Raw genomic sequence first — 23071 nt, 5'->3', positions numbered from 1 at the left:
ATTGAAAATAATTTAGATTCAGTTCGCCGCAGGCCTGGCGCTGACAGTGACCCACCACGGGGTGCGCTGTTCGATTTGCACCGGCAAGGTCGGCAACAGGGCGTTGAGCGCCAGTTCGACGTTGTTCAGCGGGAAGCTGCCAGTGATGCGCAGGTCGGCCACTTCGGGGGCTACACCCAGGTGGCCACGGTGATAGCGGTTGAGTTCGCCAACCATGTCGCCCAGGCGCACGTTGTCCAGTACCAGCATGCCCCGTGTCCAGGCGTCGGCCCCGGGGCTCACTGCATACATCTGGCCCAGACGGTCGCGGTGCATCAGCACTTGCTGCCCTTCGCTGTAGATGGTCTGTTCGACGCTATCTTCTGGATGGGCCTGGACACGCGATTGCAGCACGCTCAGGCGCGTGCCGTCGTCTTCGCGTTTGACCATGAACCGGGTGCCAAGGGCCAGCAAGCTGCCATCGCGGGTTTGTACGATAAACGGGCGAGGGTCGCCGTGGCCGGTTTCGACCATGATCTCGCCTTCTTGCAGGATGATGCGCCGGGTGCTGTTGTCAAAACGTACATCAACTGCACTGTGGGTATTGAGGTTGAGCAACGTGCCGTCGGCCAGGCGCATCTGGCGCTGTTCACCGGTGGCAGTGCGCTGGTCGGCCATCCAGTAATCGATGGGCAAGTAGTTCTTGCCGGCAAACAGGGCCAGCCCGCACACCAGGGCGATACTCGCCAGGCCGCTGCCGATCTTGCGCGCCTGCTGCTGCACGCCATTGCGCGCATTGAGCAGGGCGTTGCGTGCCGGGATGCCGGTATTGCTGAAGCGCTGGTCGAGCATGCCCAGTTGTAACCAGGCCCGGGCGTGTTCTTCGCTGGCGCTGTACCACTTGGCGAACTCGGCCTGTTCCACGGCGCTGCCGTTGCCGCAATCCAGGCACAGTTGCCAGGCGATGGCGGCGTCCAGCACCTGGGCCGAGACAGGTTTGCCGTTGGCCTGGCTCATGTCGGCTCACCATACAGGGCGATGTAGCACTGGCGGATGCCCTGGGCCAGGTATTGACGTACACGGGGCACCGACACGCCCAGGCGTTCGGCGATTTCGCCGTGGGTCATGCCGTCGAGCCGACTGTGCAGGAAGGCCGCACGCGACTTGCTCGACAGTTTGGCCAACATGCGGTCGATGGCTCGCAGGTCTTCGAGGATCAACTGCTGGGCCTCGGGCGAGGGGTGCTCGGCTTCGGGGATCAGCATCAACTCGTTGAGCCAGGCCTGCTCCAGGGCGGCGCGGCGAAAATAGTCGAACAGCAGGCCCTTGGCGATGGCCGCCAAAAAGGCCCGGGGTTCGCGCGGGGCTTGCAGTTCGGTACGGCCAAGCAGGCGTACAAAGGTGTCCTGGCTGAGGTCCTCTGCCCGCTGCGGGCAGGCCACGTTGCGCCGTAACCACGCCAGCAGCCAGCCGCGATGGTCGCGATAAAGCGCTCCAACCAGCTCACTGTGGGGGGTTTGGACTGACGACAAGAGCATCACCGACTGCAAGTTTTAACTAACGATAATTATTCGCGATTGTGGCAGAGGGAGTGATCCTACGCAATTGACGCTCATCGGATGACATATAAGCGGGGGAGGGTCGTTATTGTGGGAGCGGGCTTGCTCGCGATGGGATCGCCGCGTTTCGCCTGATGAGCCGCGTCGCATGAATCGCGAGCAAGACCCCTCCCACAGATTAAAAGCCGTGAATCTGCTTGCGTCGCTGCCACTGGTTAAGCCGCTGTTGCAAGGCCAGGGGGCTGTCGATGCCCTGGACGCTGGCACGGCTGAACAGGATCAGTGCCAGCTCGGCCGTGGCCAGCGCGTCTGCACTGGCGTTGTGACGGTCTTCAACCTGCAGGTTGAAGTGGTTGATCCAGTGATCCAGCCCTGCCTGGCGCGGGTTGAACTGCGGGCAGAGCATCGGTGCCAATGCGGCCACATCCATAAACGGATGCTGCAACCGATAGCCCAGGCTGTCCTTGAGGGCTCGGGTGAGCATGTGCTGGTCAAATGGTGCATGGAAGGCCAGTACCGGGCTATCGCCGACAAAGTCCATGAAATCCAGCAGCGCATCCACCGGGTCGCTGCCGGCGGCAATGGCGGCAGGTCCCAGTTCATGCAGCAGCATGCTGGGGCTCAGGGGGTGGTCGGGGCGCAGCAGGGTGCGCTCAAAGGCCTGGCTCAAGTCAATGGCGCCGTCTTCAATCACTACTGCGCCAATCGACAACACTTGATCGCGGTTGAGATTAAGACCGCTGGTTTCCAGGTCTACCACCACCCAACGCTGACTGCGCAAGGGCACATTGCTCAAGGCGGTGGCGGACGGCAATTGCAGCAGGCGTTGCTGTTGCTCAAGGCTTAGCAGCGGTTTTTTGCGGGGTAACAGCCAGGACAACAGGCTCATAGCTGATACCGCAGGGCCAGGCTGCTTTGCAGGCGCTGGGCCTGGCGCAGGGCTTCACGCAGGATACGGCGATCCAGCTGGTTGAGGTTGTCCGGGTCGACGCGATTGGAGTACGGGCGATTTCCCCGGGTTTGCAACTGGTGCTGCTGCATGCGGGTTTGCTGGATAAAGTGGTAAGCCTCTTCGTAGGCACCGCCGTCCAGCGGTTCGATCACGTCGAGAGCAACCAGTTGGCGCAAGCGCTCAAGGGTATTGTTGGCTTCTACACCGTTGGCCAGTGCCAGCAAGCGAGCCCCGTCGACAAAGGGCGTAAGGCCCTGCACCTTGAGGTCGAGGGTGGCCTTGTCACTGCCTTTGCGCTCCAGCACAAACTCGCGAAAGCGCCCCACCGGCGGCCGGTGACGCAGGGCGTTGTCGGCCATCATGCGCTGGAACAGGCGGTTGTCGGCCACTTGCTCAAGGATGCCGCGACGTAGTTGCGCGCAGCCCTGTTCATCGCCCCAGACCACGCGCAGGTCGAAGTAGATGGTGGAGGCCAGCAGGTTTTCCGGGGTGGCTTCACGAATAAACGCCGCAAAGCGCCGCGCCCATTCGGTACGGGACAAGCACAGGTCGGGGTTGCCGGCCATGATATTGCCCTTGCACAGGGTAAAGCCGCAGGCCGCCAGGTGCTGGTTGATCTGCTGGGCGATGGGCAGCAGGCGCTGGCGAATGTCGGCGGCCTCGGCAGCGTCCCTGGCCTCGAACAGGATGCCGTTGTCCTGGTCGGTGTGCAGGGTTTGTTCGCTCCGTCCTTCGCTGCCAAAACACAGCCAGGTAAACGGCACGCCGGGGTCACCCTTGTCGGCCAGCACCAGTTCAATCACCCGGCAGACGGTGTGATCGTTCAGTTGGGTGATGATATGGGTGATTTGCGTGGAAGATGCGCCGTGGGCCAGCATGCGCTCAACCAGCTGGCCGATTTCGCCGCGCAGGCTGATCAGGGTTTCCAGCCGTGGAGCATGGCGAATGGTACGTGCCAGATGCACCAGGTCGACCCGTTGCAGCGAAAACAGGTCACGCTCGGAAACAACCCCACACAGGCGTTGATCTTTAACCAGGCACACGTGGGCAATATGCCGCTGGGTCATGGCGATTGCAGCGTCGAAAGCGCTGTGATCGGGGCTCAGGTAGAACGGCCCGGGGGTCATGTGCAGGTCGATGGCCTGGTCGAAATCCTCAATGCCATTGGCAACGACCTGACGCAGGTCGCGCAGGGTGAAAATCCCCAGCGGGGCCTTGAATTCGTCGACCACCACAATGCTGCCCACCTGCTGTTCGTGCATCAGACGCACGGCTTCACGCAGTGCAACCTGAGGCGCGCAGGTCACGGGATGACGCATGGCCAGTTCACCCAGGCGGGTGTTGAGCGAGTACTGGGTGCCGAGGGTTTCAGCGGCTTTTTGCTGCACCTGCTGATTGACCTTGTCCAGCAGGCTGCTGACGCCGCGCAAGGCAAAGTCGCGAAATTCGTCGGACAGGCCAAACAGTTTGATAAACGCGGTTTTGTTCAGTTGCAGGCAGAACGTATCTTCGGCGGCCCGGTGTTCGGTGCGGGTGGCGCGCTCGCCCAGCAGCGCGGCCAGGGGGAAGCATTCGCCGGCGGTGATCTCGAAGGTGGTCTGGGCTTCTTCGCGACCGGCGTGGGTGCGCTCGCCCACCACTCGGCCCTGCTTGACGATATAGAAGTGCTCCACCGGCCCGTCGGTGGGTCGGATGATGCTTTCGCCCGGGGCATAGAAGCGCAGTTGGCACTGCTCGACCAGGTACGCCAGGTGAGTGTTTTCCATTTGGTTGAAGGGCGGGAATCGCTGCAAGAATTGCATGGTGCCGTGAATGTTCTGCAACACCGCGGTTTTCCCTGCCTGGAGAAACGCATCCGATTTACTCATTACTGATACCGCGTCGTTGGTTGTGAGCCGTTGTTGTTATGACCGGACAGGGCATCGCCCCAAGGTGTATTTCTATCCCTCATGCTCGGTGGTCTGCGCGCGGGTGCCCATTGGACGTAAGTCTATGGGGCAGCGTTGTGCTGCTGTTTTAAAAACATCGCACATTGGTTTCAGATATTTCTTGTGCTGGCAGGCTTGGAAATACCGGAATGTGAGCGCACATTTACACCCAGTAATGGATAACCGACTACGCTATTAGGATATTTCGCCTGCAAGTCAGCTTCCGAGAAGCCTATGACCGAACACGACATTTTGACTGACGCCGAAAGAGAGGCCTTACAAGAGGTCATGCAGACACCTGCTTCGGTCTCGTCATGTGTGTTGATTGTCGAAGATGATGTTTTGGCTCGGGAGTTGTTGGCGGAGTTTCTTGAACTCAATGCCATTGAGTGCCTCCAGGCCAGCAATGAAGAAGAAGCGCTGGCGCTATTGGCATCGGGCCAGCCGATCAACCTGATGCTCACCGATTTGCGCATGCTGCCCCACGATGGCTTGCATCTGATCCGCAAAGTGCGTGAATCCGAGCGGGCGGCCTTGCCGGTTATCATCATGTCGGGGGATGCGAATGTACGGGATGCCATCGATGCCATGCATTTGAGCGTGGTGGACTTTTTGCTCAAGCCGATTGATACCGACAGGTTGCTCAAGCTGATCCGTGAGGAGTTGGGGATGTAAGGTTGGTCTCCCACCGTGTCAAAAAAAAGCCCCGAATGATCGGGGCTTTTTTTATTGCTGCGGGTTACAGGCCGTTTCTGGCCTTGAACTCGCGCCGACGACGGTGCAGTACCGGCTCGGTGTAGCCGTTAGGCTGTTTGGTGCCTTCGATGACCAGTTCGACCGCCGCCTGGAAGGCGATATTGCTGTCGAAGTCCGGCGCCAGCGGACGGTACAGCGCGTCGTTGGCGTTCTGGCGGTCAACCACCGGTGCCATGCGCTTGAGGCTTGCCATGACCTGCTCTTCGTTGACGATGCCGTGACGCAGCCAGTTGGCGATGTGCTGGCTGGAGATGCGCAGCGTGGCACGGTCTTCCATCAGGCCGATGTCGTTGATGTCCGGCACCTTGGAGCACCCCACGCCCTGGTCGATCCAGCGCACAACGTAGCCCAGGATGCCCTGGGAGTTGTTGTCCAGTTCGTTCTGGATCTGTTCCGGGGTCCACTGCGGGTTCACCGCCAGCGGGATGGTCAGGATGTCGTCCACCGAAGCCGGAGCGCGCTTGGCCAGTTCGGCCTGACGGGCGAACACGTCAACCTTGTGGTAATGCAGCGCGTGCAGGGCGGCGGCGGTCGGTGACGGCACCCAGGCAGTGTTGGCGCCGGCCAGCGGGTGAGCGATTTTCTGCTCCAGCATGGCGGCCATCAGATCGGGCATGGCCCACATGCCTTTACCGATTTGTGCACGACCTTGCAGGCCAGTGCTCAAGCCGACATCGACGTTGTTGTTTTCGTAGGCCGAAATCCACTTCTGGGCTTTCATGTCGGCCTTGCGCACGACCGGGCCGGCTTCCATCGACGTGTGAATCTCGTCGCCGGTACGGTCCAGGAAGCCGGTGTTGATAAACACCACTCGCTCGCTGGCGGCCTTGATGCAGGCCTTGAGGTTGATCGTGGTACGGCGCTCTTCGTCCATGATTCCGACCTTGAGCGTGTTGCGTGGCAGCTTGAGCACGTCTTCGATGCGGCCGAACAGCTCGTTGGTGAACGCGGCTTCTTCAGCCCCGTGCATCTTCGGCTTGACGATATACACCGAGCCGGTGCGGCTGTTGCTGCGCGTGGTCTGGCCATTGAGGCTGTGGATAGCCGCCAGGCTGGTGAGCAGGCCGTCGAGGATGCCTTCGGGCACTTCGTTGCCGTCTTTGTCGAGGATCGCATCGATGGTCATCAGGTGGCCGACGTTGCGCACGAACAACAGCGAGCGGCCGTGGAGGCTGACGGTGCCGCCGTTTGGCGCGGTGTACTCGCGATCGGGGTTCATGGTGCGGGTAAAGGTCTGGCCGCCCTTGGATACTTGCTCGCTGAGGTCACCCTTCATCAGGCCGAGCCAGTTGCGGTAGATCACCACCTTGTCATCGGCATCGACCGCAGCGACCGAGTCTTCGCAGTCCATGATGGTGGTCAGGGCGGCTTCCATCAGCACGTCTTTGACGCCTGCAGCATCGGTCTGGCCGACGGGGCTGGCCGCGTCGACCTGGATTTCGAAATGCAGGCCGTTGTGCTTGAGCAGCACGGCCGTCGGCGCTGCGGCCGTGCCGTGGTAACCGATCAACTGCGCGGTGTCGCGCAGGCCGGTGCTGGCGCCGCCCTTGAGGGTGACCTGCAAGGCGCCGTCAACAATGGCGTAGCCGCTGGAATCAACGTGGGAGCCGCTGGCCAGAGGTGCAGCTTCGTCGAGGAAGGCGCGGGCGAAGGCGATGACCTTGTCGCCGCGAACCTTGTTGTAGCCTTTGCCCTTTTCGGCGCCGTCGGCTTCGCTGATGGCGTCGGTGCCGTAAAGCGCGTCGTACAGCGAGCCCCAACGGGCGTTAGAGGCGTTGAGGGCAAAGCGCGCATTCATCACCGGCACCACCAATTGCGGGCCGGCCATGCGGGCGATTTCGTCATCGACGTTTTGCGTCGTTGCCTGGAAATCCGCAGCTTCTGGCTGCAGATACCCGATATCCTGGAGGAAGGCCTTATAAGCCACGGCGTCATGGGCCTTGCCGGCCTGCGCCTGGTGCCAGGCGTCGATGCGCGCCTGCAAATCATCGCGTTTGGCGAGCAGTGCTTTGTTCTTGGGTGCCAGGTCGTTGATGACCTTGTCGGCACCGGCCCAGAACTGATCGGCGGTGAGGCCGGTACCGGGGATAGCTTCGTTGTTGACGAAGTCGAACAGGACTTTGGCGACCTGCAGGCCACCGACGTGAACGTGTTCAGTCATTGCTTGCCTCACTCATTTTTATTTAAAGCCTGGAGCGCTTCTCAAAACACCGCCAGAGCGGGTTTGTACGGGGATTGCAGACGCTTTGGCAGACCATGTTGCAAGTTATGTAGTGGTCGCCGAGGCATACTACATGATCAATTGCAGATGTGAAAATCAGACTGATCACGTCGTTCTGCGACCATTTTTACGCGAACGGTCACTCAGAAGAACGGGATGTTCTCAAGAAACAGGCAGGTTGTTCCAGATAATTCTAAAAACAGTACACAATTTGTGATTTTGAAGGCATCTGTGGAGCAGGCTTGCTCGTGATTCGGGCGACGCGGTCTGTCAGGCAAACCGTGGCGAGACCATCGCGAGCAAGCCCGCTCCCACAGGGAAGGGTGTTGCCTATACTCAATCGACCCCCTAATAAGAGAGTCCCGCCATGAATCATCTTGTTATCACCGTCTTTGCCCAGGACAAGGCCGGGCAGGTCGAGCGTATTGCCCAGTGCATCGCCGAGCATGGAGGTAACTGGCTGGAGAGTCGCATGTCGCGTATGGCCGGGCAATTTGCCGGGATCCTGCGTGTCGGCGTGCCTGCCGAAGCCCACGATGAGCTGGTCGATGCGCTGCAGCGGTTGGGCAAGGAAGGGATTCGGGTATTGATCGCTGAAAGCGGGATCGAGCAGTCCTGCACCTGGAAGCCCATCGCCATGGAGCTGGTGGGCAACGACCGCCCCGGCATTGTGCGCGATATCACCCGGGTGCTGACGGAGCAGGGGGTGAGCCTGGAGCGGCTGGTGACCGATGTGCGGCCCGCGCCCATGAGCAACGAGCCGCTGTTTCATGCCGAGGCCATTCTGGCTGTGCCCCTGACCCTGTCGCTGGACGTGCTGCAAAAGCGTCTGGAAACCCTGGCCGATGAACTGCTGGTAGACCTCAAGTTCAGCACCGAAGAGTAACTGCGCCGGTTCAGCTGCGCTGGCGCAGGCTGAACCAGGCATCGAGGCTGTACACCACCAGCCCGGCCCAGATAAACGCAAAGGCGATCAAGGTGCTTTCGGACAGGTGTTCGCCATACACCCAGACCGCCAGGATCAGCACCAGCGTCGGCGCGATGTACTGCATAAAGCCCAGGGTCGTGTAGGGCAGATGTCGTGCGGCGGCGTTGAAACTGACCAGGGGTATCAGCGTGGCCGGGCCGGCAAATACCAGCAGCCAGGCCTCTGAGGTACTCCAGAAGTCAACGTGGGCGCTGTTGGCTTCCGGATGCAGCAACAGCCAGCCGATGGCAACCGGGACCAGGATCCAGGTTTCTACCACCAGCCCCGGCAGCGCCTTGACCGGTGCTTGCTTGCGAATCAGCCCGTAAAAGCCAAACGTCAGCGCCAGCACCAGCGATACCCACGGCAGGCTGCCCACTTGCCACACTTGTTGTGCCACGCCCGCAGCTGCCAGGCCTACGGCAATCCACTGCAAGCGGCGCAGGCGTTCGCCCAGCAGCAACATGCCGAGCAATACGTTTACCAGCGGGTTGATGTAATAGCCCAGGCTGGCTTCGACCATGCGGTCGTTATTTACGGCCCATACATAGGTCAGCCAGTTGGCGGCAATCAGCAGGCCGCTGATGGTCAGCACGCCCAGGCGTTTGGGGTTGTCGCGCAGTTCCTGCCACCAGCCGGGGTGCTTCCACACCAGCAGCAGCAACGAGCCGAACAAGGCCGACCAAAGCACCCGGTTGACGATGATTTCGGCCGCCGGAACGCTGGCCAGCAGTTTGAAGTAGAGCGGGAAGATGCCCCAGATGACATAGGCCGTGAGGCCTAAAATATACCCGCGGCGCGGGTTGGCGGCTTGCATGCAGAATCCTTGCTTAGGCAACTAACAGACACGGAAGAAGTCAGGATTGTAAGCAGGTTTTGCAGGCGTGTCGTGCAGGAGATTTGCAAGGCAGACAGTTGTTTTTGCACCAGCAGCGGTCCCGGATTTTCTGTGGGAGCGGGCTTGCTCGCGATGCGGGCGCTGCGGTCTGACAGTTAAACCGCATCGAGCCAATCGCGAGCAAGCCCGCTCCTGCAAGAGCCACATACATGGCGTCAGAACAATTTCAGCGGCTCCTCATTGAGTGCTGAAAGCTGTTCACGCAATGCCAGGATCTGGTCGCCCCAGTAGCGTTCGGTACCAAACCACGGGAAGCTGTGGGGGAAGGCCGGGTCGTCCCAGCGTCGCGCCAGCCAGGCACTGTAGTGCATCAGGCGCAAAGCGCGCAGCGGCTCGATCAACGCTAGTTCGCGGGGGTTGAAGTCATGGAATTCGCTGTAGCCGTCCATTAACTCTGACAGCTGGCCCAGGCATTCCTGGCGATCACCGGCCAGCATCATCCACAAATCCTGCACCGCAGGGCCCATGCTGCAGTCATCGAGGTCGACGATATGGAACACTTCGTCGCGGCACATCATGTTGCCGGGGTGGCAATCGCCATGCATGCGGATGTTGGTGTGCGGGGTGGCGGCGTAGACGTCTTCAACGCGCTTGAGCAGGTCGCGGGCGACGGACTCGTAGGCCGGGAGCAAGCTGCGCGGTATGAAGTTGCCTTCGAGCAGGGTGGTCAGCGAGTCGTGACCGAAGTTTTTCACGCCCAGAGCTTCGCGGTGTTCGAACGGCTTGGTTGCGCCTACGGCATGCAGGCGGCCGAGCAGTTGCCCGAGACGATACAGCTGGTCGAGGTTTCCCGGCTCTGGCGCACGGCCACCACGGCGTGGGAACAAGGTAAAGCGAAAGCCCTGGTGCTCGAACAGGCTTTGGCCGTTGTGAATCATCGGGGCCACGACCGGGACTTCGCAGTCGGCCAGTTCGAAGGTGAAGCGGTGCTCTTCGAGGATCGCTTCGTTGGTCCAGCGCTGAGGGCGATAGAACTTGGCGATCAGCGGCTGCGAGTCTTCGATGCCGACCTGATACACGCGGTTTTCGTAGCTGTTGAGCGCCAACACGCGGGCATCGCTCAGGAAACCGATGCTCTCGACGGCGTCGAGGACCAGATCAGGGGTAAGTGTTGCAAACGGATGAGACATGCTGACTCCTGCGCGCAGCAGGCTGCCGCGTCCGGCCATGCATGTTAGCGCAGACCGGGGCCCGGAAGGCGACTTAATCCGCTGTGGGAGCGGGCTTGCTCACGATGCTGGCGCTGCGGTCTATCAGTTAAATCGCACCAACCCGATCGCGAGCAAGACCGCTCCCACACCGAAAGGGTCAGGCGCCGACGATACCGCCGTCTTCACGGCTGATGGCCATGACCGAAGAACGCGGTTTGCCGTTGGGCAGATGCTCGGGGAAGGTGGATCCGCCGTTTTCGCCGGGGTGCTGAATACCAACGAACAGGGTTTTGTGGTCGGGCGAGAAGCTGATGCCGGTGACTTCACAGCCAATCGGTCCGACCATGAAGCGGCGGATTTCACCGCTGGCCGGGTCGGCGCAGAGCATCTGGTTATTGCCCATGCCGGCAAAGTCGCCGCTGTTGCTGGCGTCGCCGTCGGTGAGGATCCACAAGCGCCCTGCGTCGTCGAAACCCAGGCCGTCGGGGCTGTTGAACATGTTTTGCGGGGTAATGTTGGCCGAGCCACCTTTGGCCGTTTTGCCGTGCACTGCCGGGTTGCCGGCCACCACGAACAGGTCCCAGTCAAAGGTGTCCGAGCCGTGATCACCCTTATGGGCGTTCCAGCGCAGGATTTGTCCGTAGACGTTTTTCTCACGCGGGTTGGGTCCGCCAGCCGGTTGTCCATTCTCGCCACGTTTGACGTTGTTGGTCAGGGTGCAATAAACCTGGCCGTCTTTGGGGCTGACCACTATCCATTCCGGGCGGTCCATGCGTGTGGCGCCGACTGTGCTGCCTGCCAGGCGGGCATGGATCAGGGTATCGGCCTGGCTGGCGAAACCATGGTCGGCATCAATGCCGTTTTTGCCGTGACTCAGTTCAAGCCACTGGCCCTGGCCCTTGGGGCGATCAGGGTTGCTGTCGCCATTGTCAAAGCGCGCCACATAAAGCGTGCCGTGGTCGAGCAGGTCGCGATTGGCCTTGGGGTTCTGGTGGTCGATCTTGTCGCGGCTGATAAATTTGTAGATGAACTCGCCGCGTTCATCGTCGCCCATATAGACCACGGCACGACCGTCGCCGGTTTCGGCCAGGGCGGCGTTTTCGTGTTTGAAACGGCCCAGGGCGGTGCGTTTGACCGGTGTTGAAAGCGGGTCGAACGGGTCGATTTCCACTACCCAGCCATGACGGTTGAGTTCGTTGGGGTTGAGTGCCAGGTCGAAGCGCGGGTCGTGTTGGTGCCAGTTGATATCCTTGCTGGCCGCCACGGCACCATAGCGCTTTTGCGCGGTGTCGAAGGTTTGCTTGGCATCAGAGCTGCCGAAACAATCAGTGAAGTTTTCTTCGCACGTCAGATAAGTGCCCCACGGGGTTTTGCCGTTGGCGCAGTTCTGGAACGTGCCCAGGGCACGGCTGCCGGTGGCATCGGCCCGGGTGCGCAGCAGTTCGTGGCCCGCCGCGGGACCGCTGAGGCGGATCGGCGTGTTGCCGTGGATGCGCCGGTTAAAGGGTGAGCCCTGAACAAACTGCCAGCTGTCGCCCTTGCGCTGGATTTCGATCACCGACACGCCTTCACTGGCCAGGGCCTTGCGCACTTCTTCAAGGGAAGTGGGCGAGCCACCGTGAGGGTAGAGGTAGCGGTAGTTGGTGTATTCGTTGTTGATCGCCATGAGGGCCCGGTTCGGGTCATCGGGGAAGGCGAACAGGCTCATGCCGTCATTGTTGTCGCCAAATTGCACTTCCTGCTCGCTGGCGGTGCCTTTACCGGAAGGGTCAAACGCCGGGCCTTTGGCCTGCAACGGCTGACCCCAGCTGATGAGCACCGAGGAACGGTAGCCGGGCGGCAGGCTGATGGTGTCGGTGGTGGCTGCGTTGATGCTGTCGAACCCCAGCAGGTTGCTGTTGGCGGCGCTGACCCCGGCTGCCAGGGCGCTGCGACCAAGCAGGCCGCCGCCGAGGAACATCGCCGCACCACACAAGGCGCCCGCACTGATAAAGCCCCGACGGCTCAGGCCGATGATCTGCTCAAGGTCGGTGGATTGGTTTTCTTCTAATAGGCTCATGGCTGGCTCGTCTGGCAACGGTTTTGGCAGACACCATAAGCAGCGGGTATGACAGGGATGTTTCAGTTTTTGTTTGAAAAGCCCCTCTCCCTCCTGGAGAAGATTGGGATGAGGGCAGCGGTTTAGAGCGCTGTGCCCAGCAACACCAGCGTCGGCGCAAACTGCACCTGTGCCGTACTGCCCACGGCCAGTCCAAGTGTTTCAAGGTGTTGCGGTTCGGTCAGCGCACACAGCGTCTGGCCGCCAGGCAGGCTGATGCGTACTTCACTGGGGCCGTCGGCGATGTGCAGAATCTGTTGGATCTGCCCATGCAGGTGATTGTGTTCGGGGCTGGGCACTTGTGCGACGTCGATCAACTGCAGCCAGCCCGCTTTAATCAGTGCCACCGCCGGGCTATTGATCGCCAGTTCCAGGTGCTGGGTACTGTCGTGGGTGATTTGCGCCTGCAAGGTCAGGCCACCGGGCAACTCAAGGTCAATCAGATCGTTGTGACCATGCCTGTGGATGGCAATCACGGTACCGTGCAACTGGTTACGGGCGCTGGTACGCAACATCAGGCGGCCGAGCAGGTCGAGATCCCGGGCGTCTTCGGCGGCGTCCAGCACCTGAGCCTGTAACGCCTGCAAGCGCTGATAAAGGCGCAGCACCCGCTCTCCGGCCACGGACAACCGGGCGCCGCCTCCGCCCTTGCCGCCAATGCTGCGCTGCACCAAGGGGGTTTGCGCCAGGTTGTTCAGCTCATCGATGGCATCCCACGCAGCCTTGTAGCTGATGCCCGCACTTTTGGCGGCAGCCGTGATCGAGCCCTGCTCGGCGATGTGTTGCAACAGGGCAATACGTTGCGGGCGGTGGACAATATGCTGGGCAAGCAGGGCAGGCAGGTGCATGAAGGCAGGTTCGCAAGACGGGGAGTGCCTGAAAAGTGCCTGCTCCACGGGGAGACGTCAAGCAAGCCCATCAGGTTTTGGCGTGCGCGCCAGACAATACACATCGACCCGCCGCGCCCCACCCTTGAGCAACAGGCGCGCCAGGCTTTCTGCCGTGGCGCCGGTGGTCAGCACGTCATCGATCAGGGCCAGATGCAAGCCATTCACCTGCACCCCTGGCGCGAGGCTGAATGCGTGGCGCAGGTTGCGTTTGCGGGTTTTGGCGTCCAGATCCTGTTGCGCAGCGGTGTTCCGCGAACGCAGCAGCCAGTGCGGCTGGCAGGGGATGCACAACTGCTTGCCGAGCCAATCCCCCAGCATCCCGGCCTGGTTATAGCCACGCTCACGCAAGCGTTTGGTGGACAGGGGTACCGGCAGCAGGGCGTCAGGTCGAGGTTCACCCATGTTGAAGCTATCAAGCAGTGATTGCCCAAGAATTTCGGCCAAAAGGCGGCCGTAGGGCCATTTGCTGTGGTGCTTGAAGCGCACGATCAGGCTGTCGATCGGAAAGCCATACACCCAAGGTGCATGAACTCGTTCGAAGGCGGGTGGCTGTCTGATGCACTGGCCGCAAACCAGCCCCGCCATGGGCAGCGGCAAAGCGCAGCGCTGGCAGCGGTCACCCAGCCAGGGCAGTTCCAGTTCGCAGGCGACGCACAGGGCCTGCTCTGTACGGGCGCGCTCGTCACACAACAAACATGACTGGTTGTTTATTAACCAATTGTAAACCAATCGAATCCATAGTGGTTGACAGTTCATGTCACATCCTTAAACATGCCGATATCCGTGCCGTGCCTGGGTTTTTTGCCTCGGGTTCTAGTCAAAGCATAAACAAGAGAAACGCCGATGAGCGCCAGCAGCCTTGCCAACTTGCGACATGATTGGTCATTAGCCGAAGTCCGGGCGATGTTCACCCAGCCTTTCAACGACCTGCTTTTCGAGGCGCAGACCGTTCACCGCAAGCATTTCAATGCCAACCGGGTTCAAGTTTCGACGCTGTTATCGATCAAGACCGGGGCCTGCCCGGAAGATTGCAAATATTGTCCGCAGTCGGGCCACTACAACACCGGCCTGGCCAAAGAGAAGCTGATGCAGGTGCAGAAGGTGCTTGAAGAAGCACAGCGGGCCAAGGACATCGGTGCCACCCGTTTTTGCATGGGCGCAGCCTGGAAGCACCCTTCGGCCAAAGACATGCCCTACGTGCTGGAAATGGTCAAAGGGGTGAAGGCCATGGGCCTGGAAACCTGCATGACCCTGGGCAAGCTAGATCAGGAGCAGACCGCTGCACTGGCCCATGCCGGTCTTGACTACTACAACCACAACCTCGACACCTCGCCCGAGTTCTACACCAGCATCATCACCACGCGGACCTACAGCGAACGCCTGCAAACCCTGAGTTACGTGCGCGACAGCGGGATGAAAATCTGCTCCGGCGGCATCCTGGGCATGGGCGAGTCGCTGGACGACCGCGCCAACCTGCTGATCCAGCTGGCCAATCTGCCTGAGCACCCGGAATCGGTGCCCATCAACATGCTGGTGAAAGTGGCCGGCACGCCGATGGAGAACGCCGAAGACATCGACCCCTTTGATTTCATCCGCATGCTGGCAGTAGCGCGAATCATGATGCCTCTGAGCCATGTACGCCTGTCCGCAGGTCGTGAGGCAATGAACGAACAAATGCAGGCGCTGGCGTTCTTTGCCGGGGCCAACTCTATCTTTTACGGCGACAAACTGCTGACCACGGCCAACCCGCAGGCAGACAAGGACATGCGGCTGTTCAGCCGTTTGGGCATTCTGCCGGAGGAGGGTAAAGATCACGCCGACGAGGTGCATCAGGCGGCGATAGAGCACGCGCTTAGGGATCAGAAGTCCAGCGAGCAGTTCTATAACGCTGTGGTTTAACCACCGTGCAGGCCTGTAGTCGTTGCCGCAGGCTGCGATAAGGTCCGCAGGACCTTCGCTTTCAATACCGAAGCCGGGGCCGCTTCGCTGCCCATCGCAGCCTGCGCCAGCGGCTACAAGGGATTATAGTCAGCATGTCATTCGATCTACGCTCCCGGCTGGCCGCACGCCGCGCCGATAACCTGTATCGCCAGCGCCCGCTGCTAGAAAGCCCGCAAGGGCCGCAGGTGGTGGTCGATGGCAAGCCTCTGCTCGCCTTCTGCAATAACGACTACCTGGGCCTGGCCAGTCACCCGCAAGTGATTGAAGCCTGGCAAGCGGGAGCATCGCGCTGGGGCGTAGGCGGCGGTGCGTCGCATCTGGTCATCGGTCACAGCACCCCGCACCACGCACTGGAGGAGGCCCTGGCCGAGTTCACCGGTCGCCCGCGTGCGCTGCTGTTCAGTAACGGATACATGGCCAACATGGGTGCCGTCACCGCGCTGGTCGGGCAAGGCGATACGGTGCTGGAAGACCGCCTCAACCATGCCTCCCTGCTGGATGCCGGTTTGTTGAGCGGGGCGCGCTTCAACCGCTACCTGCATAACGATGCAAGTAGCCTTGCCAAGCGTCTGGAAAAAGCCAGCGGCAGTACGCTGGTGGTCACCGATGGCGTATTCAGCATGGACGGCGATCTGGCCGACCTCCCCGCTCTGGCCCGTGAAACCAGGGCCAAGGGTGCCTGGTTGATGGTAGACGATGCCCACGGTTTTGGTCCGTTGGGCGCCAATGGCGGCGGGATTGCCGAACATTTTGGCCTGAGTGCTGACGATGTGCCGGTACTGGTAGGAACGCTGGGCAAGGCATTTGGCACCAGCGGTGCATTTGTCGCGGGCAGCGAAGAACTGATCGAAAGCCTGATCCAGTTCGCCCGACCTTACATCTACACCACCAGCCAGCCTCCGGCGCTGGCCTGTGCGACGCTCAAAAGCCTTGAGCTGCTGCGCACCGAGCATTGGCGCCGTGAGCATCTGAACAAGTTGATTGCTCAGTTTCGCCTTGGTGCCGAGCAAATTGGCCTGCAGTTGATGGACAGCTTTACGCCGATCCAGCCGATCATGATCGGTGACAGTGGCCAAGCCCTTCGCCTGTCGCAGAGGCTGCGCGAGCGCGGCTTGCTGGTGACTGCAATCCGCCCGCCCACTGTCCCCGCAGGCAGCGCCCGTTTGCGCGTGACACTGTCGGCCGCCCACACAGAAGCACAGGTACAGCTATTGTTAACGGCACTCGACGACTGTTGGCGTACGTTGGAGCCTGCTCATGCGTGATCGTTTGATTCTGCTGCCGGGCTGGGGCCTGGGGGTTTCACCTCTGGAGCCTCTGGCCGAGGCCTTGCGCGGGCTGGACGAGCACTTGCGGGTCGAAATCGAACCGTTACCGGTGCTGCTGTCCACCGCTCTTGACGACTGGCTCGATGAACTCGACGCGACCCTGCCCGACAACGTCTGGCTGGGTGGATGGTCGCTGGGCGGGATGCTTGCCAGCGAGCTGGCTGCGCGTCGCGGCGATCGCTGCTGCGGGCTGGTTACCTTGGCCAGCAACCCGAGCTTTGTCAGTCGCGCGGATTGGCCAGGCGCCATGCCTGTCTCCACGTTCGAGCCGTTCCTGAGCGGTTTTGGTGATGCGCCGAATACCACGCTCAAACGTTTTTGCCTGCTGTGCAGCCAGGGCTCGGAGGAGCCGCGGGCGCTTGCCAGCCTGCTGCTGGCCGGCGCACCCAATGCTCAGCCCGATGCCTTGTCGGCCGGCCTTGAATTGCTCGGCAGGCTGGATACGCGGGCAGCCTTGCAGCGTTTCAACGGGCCGCAATTGCACCTGTTCGCGGGGCTTGATGCGCTGGTTCCGGAGCAGGCGGCAAGTGATGTGCTGGCGCTGTTACCCGATGTCGAAGTGGGTCTGATTGAACAGGCCTGTCATGCATTTTTACTGGAAGCCCCGCACGAACTGGCGGCGGCGATTCAGGCTTTTTTACACGAGTCGGGCGATGAATGATTTGAGTATTGCGATGCTTGCGGCCAGCTTGCCGAACAAGCGTCAAGTGGCTGTCTCGTTTTCCCGTGCGGCCGCCAGTTACGACAGCGTCGCCCAATTGCAGCGTGACGTTGGCCATGAGCTGATGGCCCGTTTACCGCAGGATTTGAGCCCGCAGCGCTGGCTGGATCTGGGCAGTGGCACAGGTTATTTCAGCCGCGTGCTGGGTCAGCGCTTTACCCATAGTCAGGGGGTGGCACTGGATATCGCCCAAGGCATGCTGGCGTATGCCCGGCCTTTGGGCGGGGCACAGCATTTTATCGCTGGCGATGCCGAAAGCCTGCCGCTGCAAGCAAACAGTTGTGATCTGATTTTCTCCAGCCTGGCGCTGCAATGGTGTGCTGATTTTCGCGCGGTGCTGAATGAGGCCCAGCGTGTGCTCAAACCCGGTGGGGTCCTGGCCTTCACCAGTTTGTGCGTGGGCACCTTGAATGAGCTGCGTGATAGCTGGCGGGCAGTCGACGGCCAGGCTCACGTCAATCGTTTTCGTGAGTTCACGGCCTATCAGCAGCTTTGCGCCGACAGCGGTCTGCAGGTGCTCGGCTTGCAGAATCAGCCGCATGTGCTGCACTACCCGCAAGTACGCCAGCTGACCCATGAGCTAAAAGCGCTCGGTGCACATAATCTCAACCCGGGACGTCCTGAGGGGCTGACCGGCAGGGCGCGGGTTCAGGGGCTGGTTGGCGCCTACGAGCAGTTTCGTCAGCCGCTGGGGTTACCGGCGACTTATCAGGTGGTCTACGGCATTCTGGAGAAAGCGCGATGAGCCCAGCGTACTTCATCACCGGTACGGACACAGATGTAGGCAAAACCACGGTGGCGGCAGGTTTTCTGTATGCCGCGCGCACGGCCGGGCTGAGTACGGCCGCGGGCAAGCCGGTTGCCTCGGGTTGTGAAGTCACTCCCCAGGGATTGCGCAATGCTGACGCACTGGCATTGATGGCCGAGAGCTCGATCAAGTTGAGTTATGACGAGGTCAACCCGGTGGCGTTCGAGCCGGCCATCGCCCCGCATATCGCGGCGCGTGAAGCCGGGGTGGTACTGACGGTGCGCTCGCTGCTGGAGCCGATGCAGCACATTCTGGGTCAAAAGGCCGACTTCACCCTGATTGAAGGCGCCGGCGGCTGGCGCGTGCCGTTGTCCGGTCAGGACAGTTTGTCGGAGTTGGCACAGGCGCTGGACCTGCCGGTAATCCTGGTGGTGGGCGTGCGTCTGGGCTGTATCAGCCATGCACTGTTGACCGCCGAGGCGATTGCCCGTGATGGCCTGCAGCTGGCTGGCTGGGTCGCCAATATCATTGGCCCGAAAACCTCACGCCTGGAAGAAAACCTCGCCACCCTGGCGGAGCGATTGCCCGCGCCTTGCCTTGGGCGTGTGCCTAAACTCAAATCAGCGTCGGCGCAGTCCGTGGCTGAATACCTGCAACTGGATTTGCTGGACTGATACACCGCTTGAACCTGTGGGAGCGGGCTTGCTCGCGATGGCCTCGCCTCGGTCTGCCTGACTGTCCGAACCGGCTGTATCGCGAGCAAGCCCACCCCAAAAATATCCCCTCCCTTGATCAGACAAATCCGACCCAAGACGAACGGCGGCTTCGCGCTGCTTGACAATAAATAGGCGTAAACGTATGTTTCAAACACCTGTTTGACCGCCATAACAAATCCACGCGGTTGTTCATCCCCGGTTTCATCAGCAGAGGTTTATCGCTATGCCTGACTACAAGGCCCCCTTGCGTGATATTCGCTTCGTTCGTGACGAACTGCTCGGTTACGAAGCGCACTATCAGAGCCTGCCGGCTTGCCAGGACGCCACTCCAGATATGGTTGACGCCATTCTTGAAGAAGGCGCCAAGTTTTGTGAGCAGGTGCTGGCACCTCTGAACCGCGTGGGTGACATCGAAGGCTGCACCTGGAGCGAAACCGGGGTTAAAACCCCTACAGGCTTCAAAGAAGCCTACAAACAATTCGTTGAAGGCGGCTGGCCGAGCCTGGCTCACGACGTAGAGCACGGTGGTCAAGGCCTGCCGGAATCGCTGGGCCTGGCCGTGAGCGAAATGGTCGGTGCAGCCAACTGGTCGTGGGGCATGTACCCTGGCCTGTCCCATGGTGCGATGAACACCATCTCCGAGCACGGCACCCCCGAGCAGCAAGAGACCTACCTGACCAAGCTGGTGACCGGCGAATGGACCGGCACCATGTGCCTGACCGAATCGCACTGCGGTACTGACCTGGGCCTGCTGCGCACCAAGGCTGAACCTCAGGCTGACGGTTCCTACAAGATTTCCGGCACCAAGATCTTTATCTCGGCCGGTGAACACGATATGGCCGATAACATCGTGCACATCGTGCTGGCTCGCCTGCCGGATGCACCGGCTGGCACCAAAGGCATTTCGCTGTTTATCGTACCCAAGTTCAACGCCAACGCCGATGGCAGCATCGGTGAGCGCAACGCCGTGTCCTGTGGCTCGCTTGAGCACAAAATGGGCATCCACGGTAACGCCACCTGCGTGATGAACTTCGACGGCGCCACCGGCTACCTGATCGGCCCGCCGAACAAAGGCCTGAACTGCATGTTCACCTTTATGAACACCGCACGTCTGGGCACCGCGCTGCAAGGCCTGTCCCACGCTGAAATCGCCTTCCAGGGCGGCCTGAAATACGCTCGTGACCGTCTGCAGATGCGTTCGTTGACCGGCCCGAAGGCGCCTGAAAAGGCGGCTGACCCGATCATCGTTCACCCGGACGTACGTCGCATGCTGTTGACCACCAAGGCATTCGCCGAAGGCAACCGTGCGATGGTGTACTTCACCGCCAAGCAAGTCGACATCGTCAAATACGGCGTTGATGAAGAAGAGAAGAAGAAAGCTGACGCACTGCTGGCCTTCATGACACCGATCGCCAAAGCCTTTATGACTGAAGTCGGTTTTGAGTCCGCCAACCACGGCGTGCAAATCTACGGCGGCCACGGCTTTATCGCCGAGTGGGGCATGGAGCAGAACGTTCGCGACAGCCGCATTTCGATGCTGTACGAAGGCACCACCGGCATCCAGGCACTCGATCTGCTGGGCCGTAAAGTGCTGATGACCCAGGGCGAGGCGCTCAAGGGCTTCACCAAGATCGTGCACAAGTTCTGCCAGAGCAACGAAGGCAACGACGTACTCAACGAGTTCGTCACGCCACTGGCTGCGCTGAACAAGGAATGGGGCGAGCTGACCATGAAGGTCGGTATGGCCGCGATGAAAGACCGTGAAGAAGTGGGTGCGGCCTCGGTCGACTACCTGATGTATTCCGGTTATGCCTGCCTGGCCTACTTCTGGGCTGACATGGCGCGCCTGGCAGCTGAAAAGCTGGCGGCCGGCACGTCCGAAGAAGCGTTCTACAAAGCCAAGCTGCAAACGGCCCGCTTCTACTTCCAGCGCATCCTGCCGCGCACCCGCGCGCACGTTGCCACCATGCTGTCGGGCGCTGCCAACCTGATGGACATGAAAGAAGAAGACTTCGACCTGGGCTACTAAGCCTCGGCGGGTCATCTTGCAAAGCCGCTTCTCCTTTTGGGGAGGCGGCTTTTTTAGTTTTGGTGCGCCTTAACTTTCTGTGGGAGCGAGCCTGCTCGCGAAAGCCCTCGCGAGCAGGCTCGCTCCCACATCAGATATGCTCTCGACCAAAACATATACATTAGTCACAGCATGACCCTATGTATCGCTATCGTCGTTAAGCTAGACTGGGTCCTACATTAATAATCGCCGTTTACAGATTACGAGGTTTGCCATGGCTGACTACAAAGCGCCCCTGCGCGATATGCGCTTCGTCCTCAATGAAGTCTTTGAGGTCGCCAAGCTCTGGGCGCAATTGCCTGCGTTGGCAGAGACCGTAGATGCTGAAACGGTTGAAGCCATTCTCGAAGAAGCGGGTAAGGTCACCGCGAAAAGCATCGCGCCGCTGAGCCGCAGTGGTGATGAGGAAGGCTGCCACTGGGACAATGGTGCAGTGACCACCCCGGCCGGTTTTGTCGATGCCTATCGCACCTACGCCGAAGGCGGTTGGGTGGGTGTGGGCGGCGACCCGCAGTTCGGCGGCATGGGCATGCCCAAGGCTGTGTCGGCCCAGGTCGAAGAGATGATCAACTCCTCCAGCCTGTCGTTCGGCCTGTACCCGATGTTGACCGCCGGCGCCTGTGTGTCGATCAACGCGCACGCCAGCGAAGCATTGAAAACGACCTATTTGCCGAATATGTACTCGGGTGTGTGGGCGGGTTCCATGTGTTTGACCGAGCCCCATGCGGGTACTGATCTGGGGATTATTCGGACAAAAGCCGAGCCTCAGGTTGATGGTTCCTACAAAGTCAGCGGCACCAAGATTTTCATCACCGGTGGTGAGCACGACCTGACCGAAAACATTATCCATCTGGTACTGGCCAAATTGCCGGACGCGCCTGCGGGGCCTAAAGGCATCTCGCTGTTTCTGGTGCCCAAGTTCATGGTCAATGCTGATGGCAGCCTGGGTGAGCGCAACCCGGTGACCTGCGGCTCTATCGAGCACAAGATGGGTATTCAGGCTTCGGCCACCTGTGTGATGAACTTCGATGAAGCTGTCGGCTACCTGGTGGGAGAGCCCAACCGTGGCTTGGCCGCCATGTTCACCATGATGAACTATGAGCGTCTGGGGGTTGGCATCCAAGGCCTGGCTTCGGGTGAGCGTTCGTATCAGAACGCCGTGGAATATGCCCGCGATCGCTTGCAGGGGCGCGCTGCAACAGGCGCAGTGGCCAAGGATAAAGTGGCGGACCCGATCATCGTTCACGCCGACGTCCGACGCATGCTGCTGACCATGAAGGCCTCGAACGAAGGCGGTCGGGCCTTTTCTACTTATGTTGCCAACCAGCTGGATATCGCCAAGTTCAGTGAAGACCCGGCAGCCCGTGAGCGCGCCGATGGCCTGGTGGCCTTGCTGACCCCGGTGGCCAAGGCCTTCCTGACCGATCTGGGCCTGGAAACCACCGTGCATGGCCAACAGGTGTTCGGCGGCCACGGTTACATTCGCGAATGGGGCCAGGAGCAACTGGTGCGTGATGTGCGCATCACGCAAATTTACGAAGGCACCAACGGTATCCAGGCGCTGGATCTGGTGGGGCGCAAGATCGTTGGCAACCACGGGGCTTACTACCGCCAGTTTGCTGATGAAATCCGACAGTTCATCGCCACCGCCAACAGCGACCTGAACGAGTTTACCCAGCCACTGGCGGCGGCTTTGGACACACTTGACCAGTTGACAGCCTGGGTACTGGACCGTTCGCAAAACAACCCGAACGAGATCGGCGCAGCCTCCGTTGAGTACCTGCAGGTTTTTGGTTACACAACGTATGCGTACATGTGGGCGTTGATGGCCAGGGCCGCGTTGGGTAAAGAGGCCGATGAAGCCTTCTATGCCAGCAAGCTGGGCACGGCACGCTTCTATTTCGCCCGTTTGCTGCCGCGTATCCACTCGCTGAGCGCGTCGGTCAAGGCGGGTAGCGAGTCGCTTTACCTGCTGGACGAAGCACACTTTTAACCTGTTTAGTGTTTTGTAAGCATTTGCTTACATTACATGCTGACAATCTCCCATATCGGCAGATTGGATCCAGGGGTAATCTACTTTCCATGGACGTAGAGCAGGAAGCTCAAAGCAACAACACGGACACGTAGGATTCTGCCAGGATGGCGGAGTG

The 23071-nt window shown here is 60.5% G+C and carries 19 protein-coding genes; 9 read left to right on the top strand and 10 right to left on the bottom strand.

The annotated features are described in order from the left end of the window. Positions 1-18: 18 nt before the first annotated feature. The 4 genes from FHL07_RS21895 to FHL07_RS21880 form a co-directional block, all read right to left on the bottom strand. Positions 19-996: a FecR domain-containing protein gene (locus FHL07_RS21895; protein WP_094999898.1), complete on the bottom strand. Its 978-nt coding sequence runs from the start codon at positions 994-996 to the stop codon at positions 19-21. Beyond that, entirely contained in the window at positions 993-1517 is a 525-nt protein-coding gene (locus FHL07_RS21890; RefSeq protein WP_165446525.1) for an RNA polymerase sigma factor, read from the bottom strand. The genes FHL07_RS21895 and FHL07_RS21890 overlap by 4 nt, the downstream gene beginning before the upstream one ends. 199 nt (positions 1518-1716) lie before the next feature. Next, the gene (locus FHL07_RS21885) at positions 1717-2427 is read right to left on the bottom strand and encodes a 3'-5' exonuclease (protein ID WP_094999899.1); all 711 of its coding nucleotides are present in this window, start codon (positions 2425-2427) and stop codon (positions 1717-1719) included. Beyond that, complete coding sequence (locus tag FHL07_RS21880) at positions 2424-4358, bottom strand: putative nucleotidyltransferase substrate binding domain-containing protein (RefSeq protein WP_138738909.1); 1935 nt, start codon at positions 4356-4358, stop codon at positions 2424-2426. The genes FHL07_RS21885 and FHL07_RS21880 overlap by 4 nt, the downstream gene beginning before the upstream one ends. 294 nt (positions 4359-4652) lie before the next feature. On the opposite strand from FHL07_RS21880, the gene FHL07_RS21875 reads away from it, so the two are divergent. Further along, positions 4653-5093 carry a response regulator gene (locus FHL07_RS21875; protein ID WP_094999901.1) on the top strand — a complete coding sequence of 147 codons (441 nt, stop codon included), beginning with the start codon at positions 4653-4655 and terminating at the stop codon, positions 5091-5093. A gap of 64 nt (positions 5094-5157) precedes the next feature. Here the strand turns inward: FHL07_RS21875 and FHL07_RS21870 are convergent, their stop codons facing one another. Next, positions 5158-7335 (bottom strand): malate synthase G, encoded by a 2178-nt coding sequence (locus tag FHL07_RS21870; RefSeq protein ID WP_094999902.1) that lies wholly within the window; start codon positions 7333-7335, stop codon positions 5158-5160. Between the two features lie 427 nt (positions 7336-7762). On the opposite strand from FHL07_RS21870, the gene FHL07_RS21865 reads away from it, so the two are divergent. Next, the gene (locus FHL07_RS21865; protein WP_016782481.1) at positions 7763-8281 is read left to right on the top strand and encodes a glycine cleavage system protein R; all 519 of its coding nucleotides are present in this window, start codon (positions 7763-7765) and stop codon (positions 8279-8281) included. Positions 8282-8291: 10 nt separating this feature from the next. On the opposite strand, the gene rarD is transcribed toward FHL07_RS21865, so the two are convergent. The 5 genes from rarD to FHL07_RS21835 form a co-directional block, all read right to left on the bottom strand. After that, a complete protein-coding gene (gene rarD / locus FHL07_RS21860) occupies positions 8292-9179 on the bottom strand; it encodes an EamA family transporter RarD (RefSeq protein ID WP_094999903.1) in 888 nt (295 codons plus the stop codon). Positions 9180-9415: 236 nt separating this feature from the next. After that, the gene (locus tag FHL07_RS21850) at positions 9416-10390 is read right to left on the bottom strand and encodes a serine/threonine protein kinase (protein WP_138738907.1); all 975 of its coding nucleotides are present in this window, start codon (positions 10388-10390) and stop codon (positions 9416-9418) included. 178 nt (positions 10391-10568) lie between these two features. Continuing rightward, positions 10569-12470: a PhoX family protein gene (locus FHL07_RS21845; RefSeq protein ID WP_095026650.1), complete on the bottom strand. Its 1902-nt coding sequence runs from the start codon at positions 12468-12470 to the stop codon at positions 10569-10571. Between the two features lie 122 nt (positions 12471-12592). Continuing rightward, positions 12593-13357 carry a TOBE domain-containing protein gene (locus FHL07_RS21840; protein WP_094999906.1) on the bottom strand — a complete coding sequence of 255 codons (765 nt, stop codon included), beginning with the start codon at positions 13355-13357 and terminating at the stop codon, positions 12593-12595. A 57-nt stretch (positions 13358-13414) separates the two neighbouring features. Next, positions 13415-14155, bottom strand: coding sequence for a ComF family protein (locus FHL07_RS21835; protein WP_138738906.1), 741 nt, complete (start codon positions 14153-14155; stop codon positions 13415-13417). 87 nt (positions 14156-14242) lie between these two features. On the opposite strand from FHL07_RS21835, the gene bioB reads away from it, so the two are divergent. The 7 genes from bioB to FHL07_RS21800 all read left to right on the top strand — a co-directional run bounded on the left by bioB (position 14243) and on the right by FHL07_RS21800 (position 22914). Then, positions 14243-15298 (top strand): biotin synthase BioB, encoded by a 1056-nt coding sequence (gene bioB, locus FHL07_RS21830; protein WP_094999908.1) that lies wholly within the window; start codon positions 14243-14245, stop codon positions 15296-15298. 134 nt (positions 15299-15432) lie between these two features. After that, positions 15433-16605 (top strand): 8-amino-7-oxononanoate synthase, encoded by a 1173-nt coding sequence (gene bioF / locus FHL07_RS21825; protein WP_095026652.1) that lies wholly within the window; start codon positions 15433-15435, stop codon positions 16603-16605. Beyond that, the gene (locus FHL07_RS21820; RefSeq protein ID WP_130872140.1) at positions 16598-17329 is read left to right on the top strand and encodes an alpha/beta fold hydrolase; all 732 of its coding nucleotides are present in this window, start codon (positions 16598-16600) and stop codon (positions 17327-17329) included. The genes bioF and FHL07_RS21820 overlap by 8 nt, the downstream gene beginning before the upstream one ends. Further along, the gene (gene bioC / locus FHL07_RS21815) at positions 17322-18134 is read left to right on the top strand and encodes a malonyl-ACP O-methyltransferase BioC (RefSeq protein ID WP_095019487.1); all 813 of its coding nucleotides are present in this window, start codon (positions 17322-17324) and stop codon (positions 18132-18134) included. The genes FHL07_RS21820 and bioC overlap by 8 nt, the downstream gene beginning before the upstream one ends. Next, the gene (bioD, locus tag FHL07_RS21810; protein ID WP_094999912.1) at positions 18131-18811 is read left to right on the top strand and encodes a dethiobiotin synthase; all 681 of its coding nucleotides are present in this window, start codon (positions 18131-18133) and stop codon (positions 18809-18811) included. The genes bioC and bioD overlap by 4 nt, the downstream gene beginning before the upstream one ends. 265 nt (positions 18812-19076) lie before the next feature. Continuing rightward, the gene (locus tag FHL07_RS21805; protein ID WP_094999913.1) at positions 19077-20882 is read left to right on the top strand and encodes a phenylacyl-CoA dehydrogenase; all 1806 of its coding nucleotides are present in this window, start codon (positions 19077-19079) and stop codon (positions 20880-20882) included. Positions 20883-21135: 253 nt separating this feature from the next. After that, entirely contained in the window at positions 21136-22914 is a 1779-nt protein-coding gene (locus FHL07_RS21800) for an acyl-CoA dehydrogenase C-terminal domain-containing protein (RefSeq protein ID WP_094999914.1), read from the top strand. Positions 22915-23071 lie beyond the last annotated feature (157 nt).

The sequence above is a fragment of the Pseudomonas sp. FSL W7-0098 genome, assembly GCF_005930585.1.
GTDB classification, from domain to species: domain Bacteria; phylum Pseudomonadota; class Gammaproteobacteria; order Pseudomonadales; family Pseudomonadaceae; genus Aquipseudomonas; species Aquipseudomonas bubulae.
The sequence above is the reverse complement of the archived record's forward strand: the minus strand, read 5'-3'. Positions and strand labels throughout refer to the sequence as shown.

What these genes read in the sequence shown, in the direction of transcription:
- FHL07_RS21885 (WP_094999899.1), bottom strand. Translation starts at nt 2,427, where the DNA reads ATGAGCCTGTTGTCCTGGCTGTTACCCCGCAAAAAACCGCTGCTAAGC.
- bioF (WP_095026652.1), top strand. Translation starts at nt 15,433, where the DNA reads ATGTCATTCGATCTACGCTCCCGGCTGGCCGCACGCCGCGCCGATAAC.
- bioD (WP_094999912.1), top strand. Translation starts at nt 18,131, where the DNA reads ATGAGCCCAGCGTACTTCATCACCGGTACGGACACAGATGTAGGCAAA.
- FHL07_RS21805 (WP_094999913.1), top strand. Translation starts at nt 19,077, where the DNA reads ATGCCTGACTACAAGGCCCCCTTGCGTGATATTCGCTTCGTTCGTGAC.
- rarD (WP_094999903.1), bottom strand. Translation starts at nt 9,179, where the DNA reads ATGCAAGCCGCCAACCCGCGCCGCGGGTATATTTTAGGCCTCACGGCC.
- bioC (WP_095019487.1), top strand. Translation starts at nt 17,322, where the DNA reads ATGAATGATTTGAGTATTGCGATGCTTGCGGCCAGCTTGCCGAACAAG.
- FHL07_RS21850 (WP_138738907.1), bottom strand. Translation starts at nt 10,390, where the DNA reads ATGTCTCATCCGTTTGCAACACTTACCCCTGATCTGGTCCTCGACGCC.
- FHL07_RS21845 (WP_095026650.1), bottom strand. Translation starts at nt 12,470, where the DNA reads ATGAGCCTATTAGAAGAAAACCAATCCACCGACCTTGAGCAGATCATC.
- FHL07_RS21820 (WP_130872140.1), top strand. Translation starts at nt 16,598, where the DNA reads ATGCGTGATCGTTTGATTCTGCTGCCGGGCTGGGGCCTGGGGGTTTCA.
- FHL07_RS21875 (WP_094999901.1), top strand. Translation starts at nt 4,653, where the DNA reads ATGACCGAACACGACATTTTGACTGACGCCGAAAGAGAGGCCTTACAA.
- FHL07_RS21865 (WP_016782481.1), top strand. Translation starts at nt 7,763, where the DNA reads ATGAATCATCTTGTTATCACCGTCTTTGCCCAGGACAAGGCCGGGCAG.
- FHL07_RS21870 (WP_094999902.1), bottom strand. Translation starts at nt 7,335, where the DNA reads ATGACTGAACACGTTCACGTCGGTGGCCTGCAGGTCGCCAAAGTCCTG.
- FHL07_RS21880 (WP_138738909.1), bottom strand. Translation starts at nt 4,358, where the DNA reads ATGAGTAAATCGGATGCGTTTCTCCAGGCAGGGAAAACCGCGGTGTTG.
- FHL07_RS21800 (WP_094999914.1), top strand. Translation starts at nt 21,136, where the DNA reads ATGGCTGACTACAAAGCGCCCCTGCGCGATATGCGCTTCGTCCTCAAT.
- FHL07_RS21890 (WP_165446525.1), bottom strand. Translation starts at nt 1,517, where the DNA reads ATGCTCTTGTCGTCAGTCCAAACCCCCCACAGTGAGCTGGTTGGAGCG.
- FHL07_RS21835 (WP_138738906.1), bottom strand. Translation starts at nt 14,155, where the DNA reads ATGAACTGTCAACCACTATGGATTCGATTGGTTTACAATTGGTTAATA.
- bioB (WP_094999908.1), top strand. Translation starts at nt 14,243, where the DNA reads ATGAGCGCCAGCAGCCTTGCCAACTTGCGACATGATTGGTCATTAGCC.
- FHL07_RS21895 (WP_094999898.1), bottom strand. Translation starts at nt 996, where the DNA reads ATGAGCCAGGCCAACGGCAAACCTGTCTCGGCCCAGGTGCTGGACGCC.
- FHL07_RS21840 (WP_094999906.1), bottom strand. Translation starts at nt 13,357, where the DNA reads ATGCACCTGCCTGCCCTGCTTGCCCAGCATATTGTCCACCGCCCGCAA.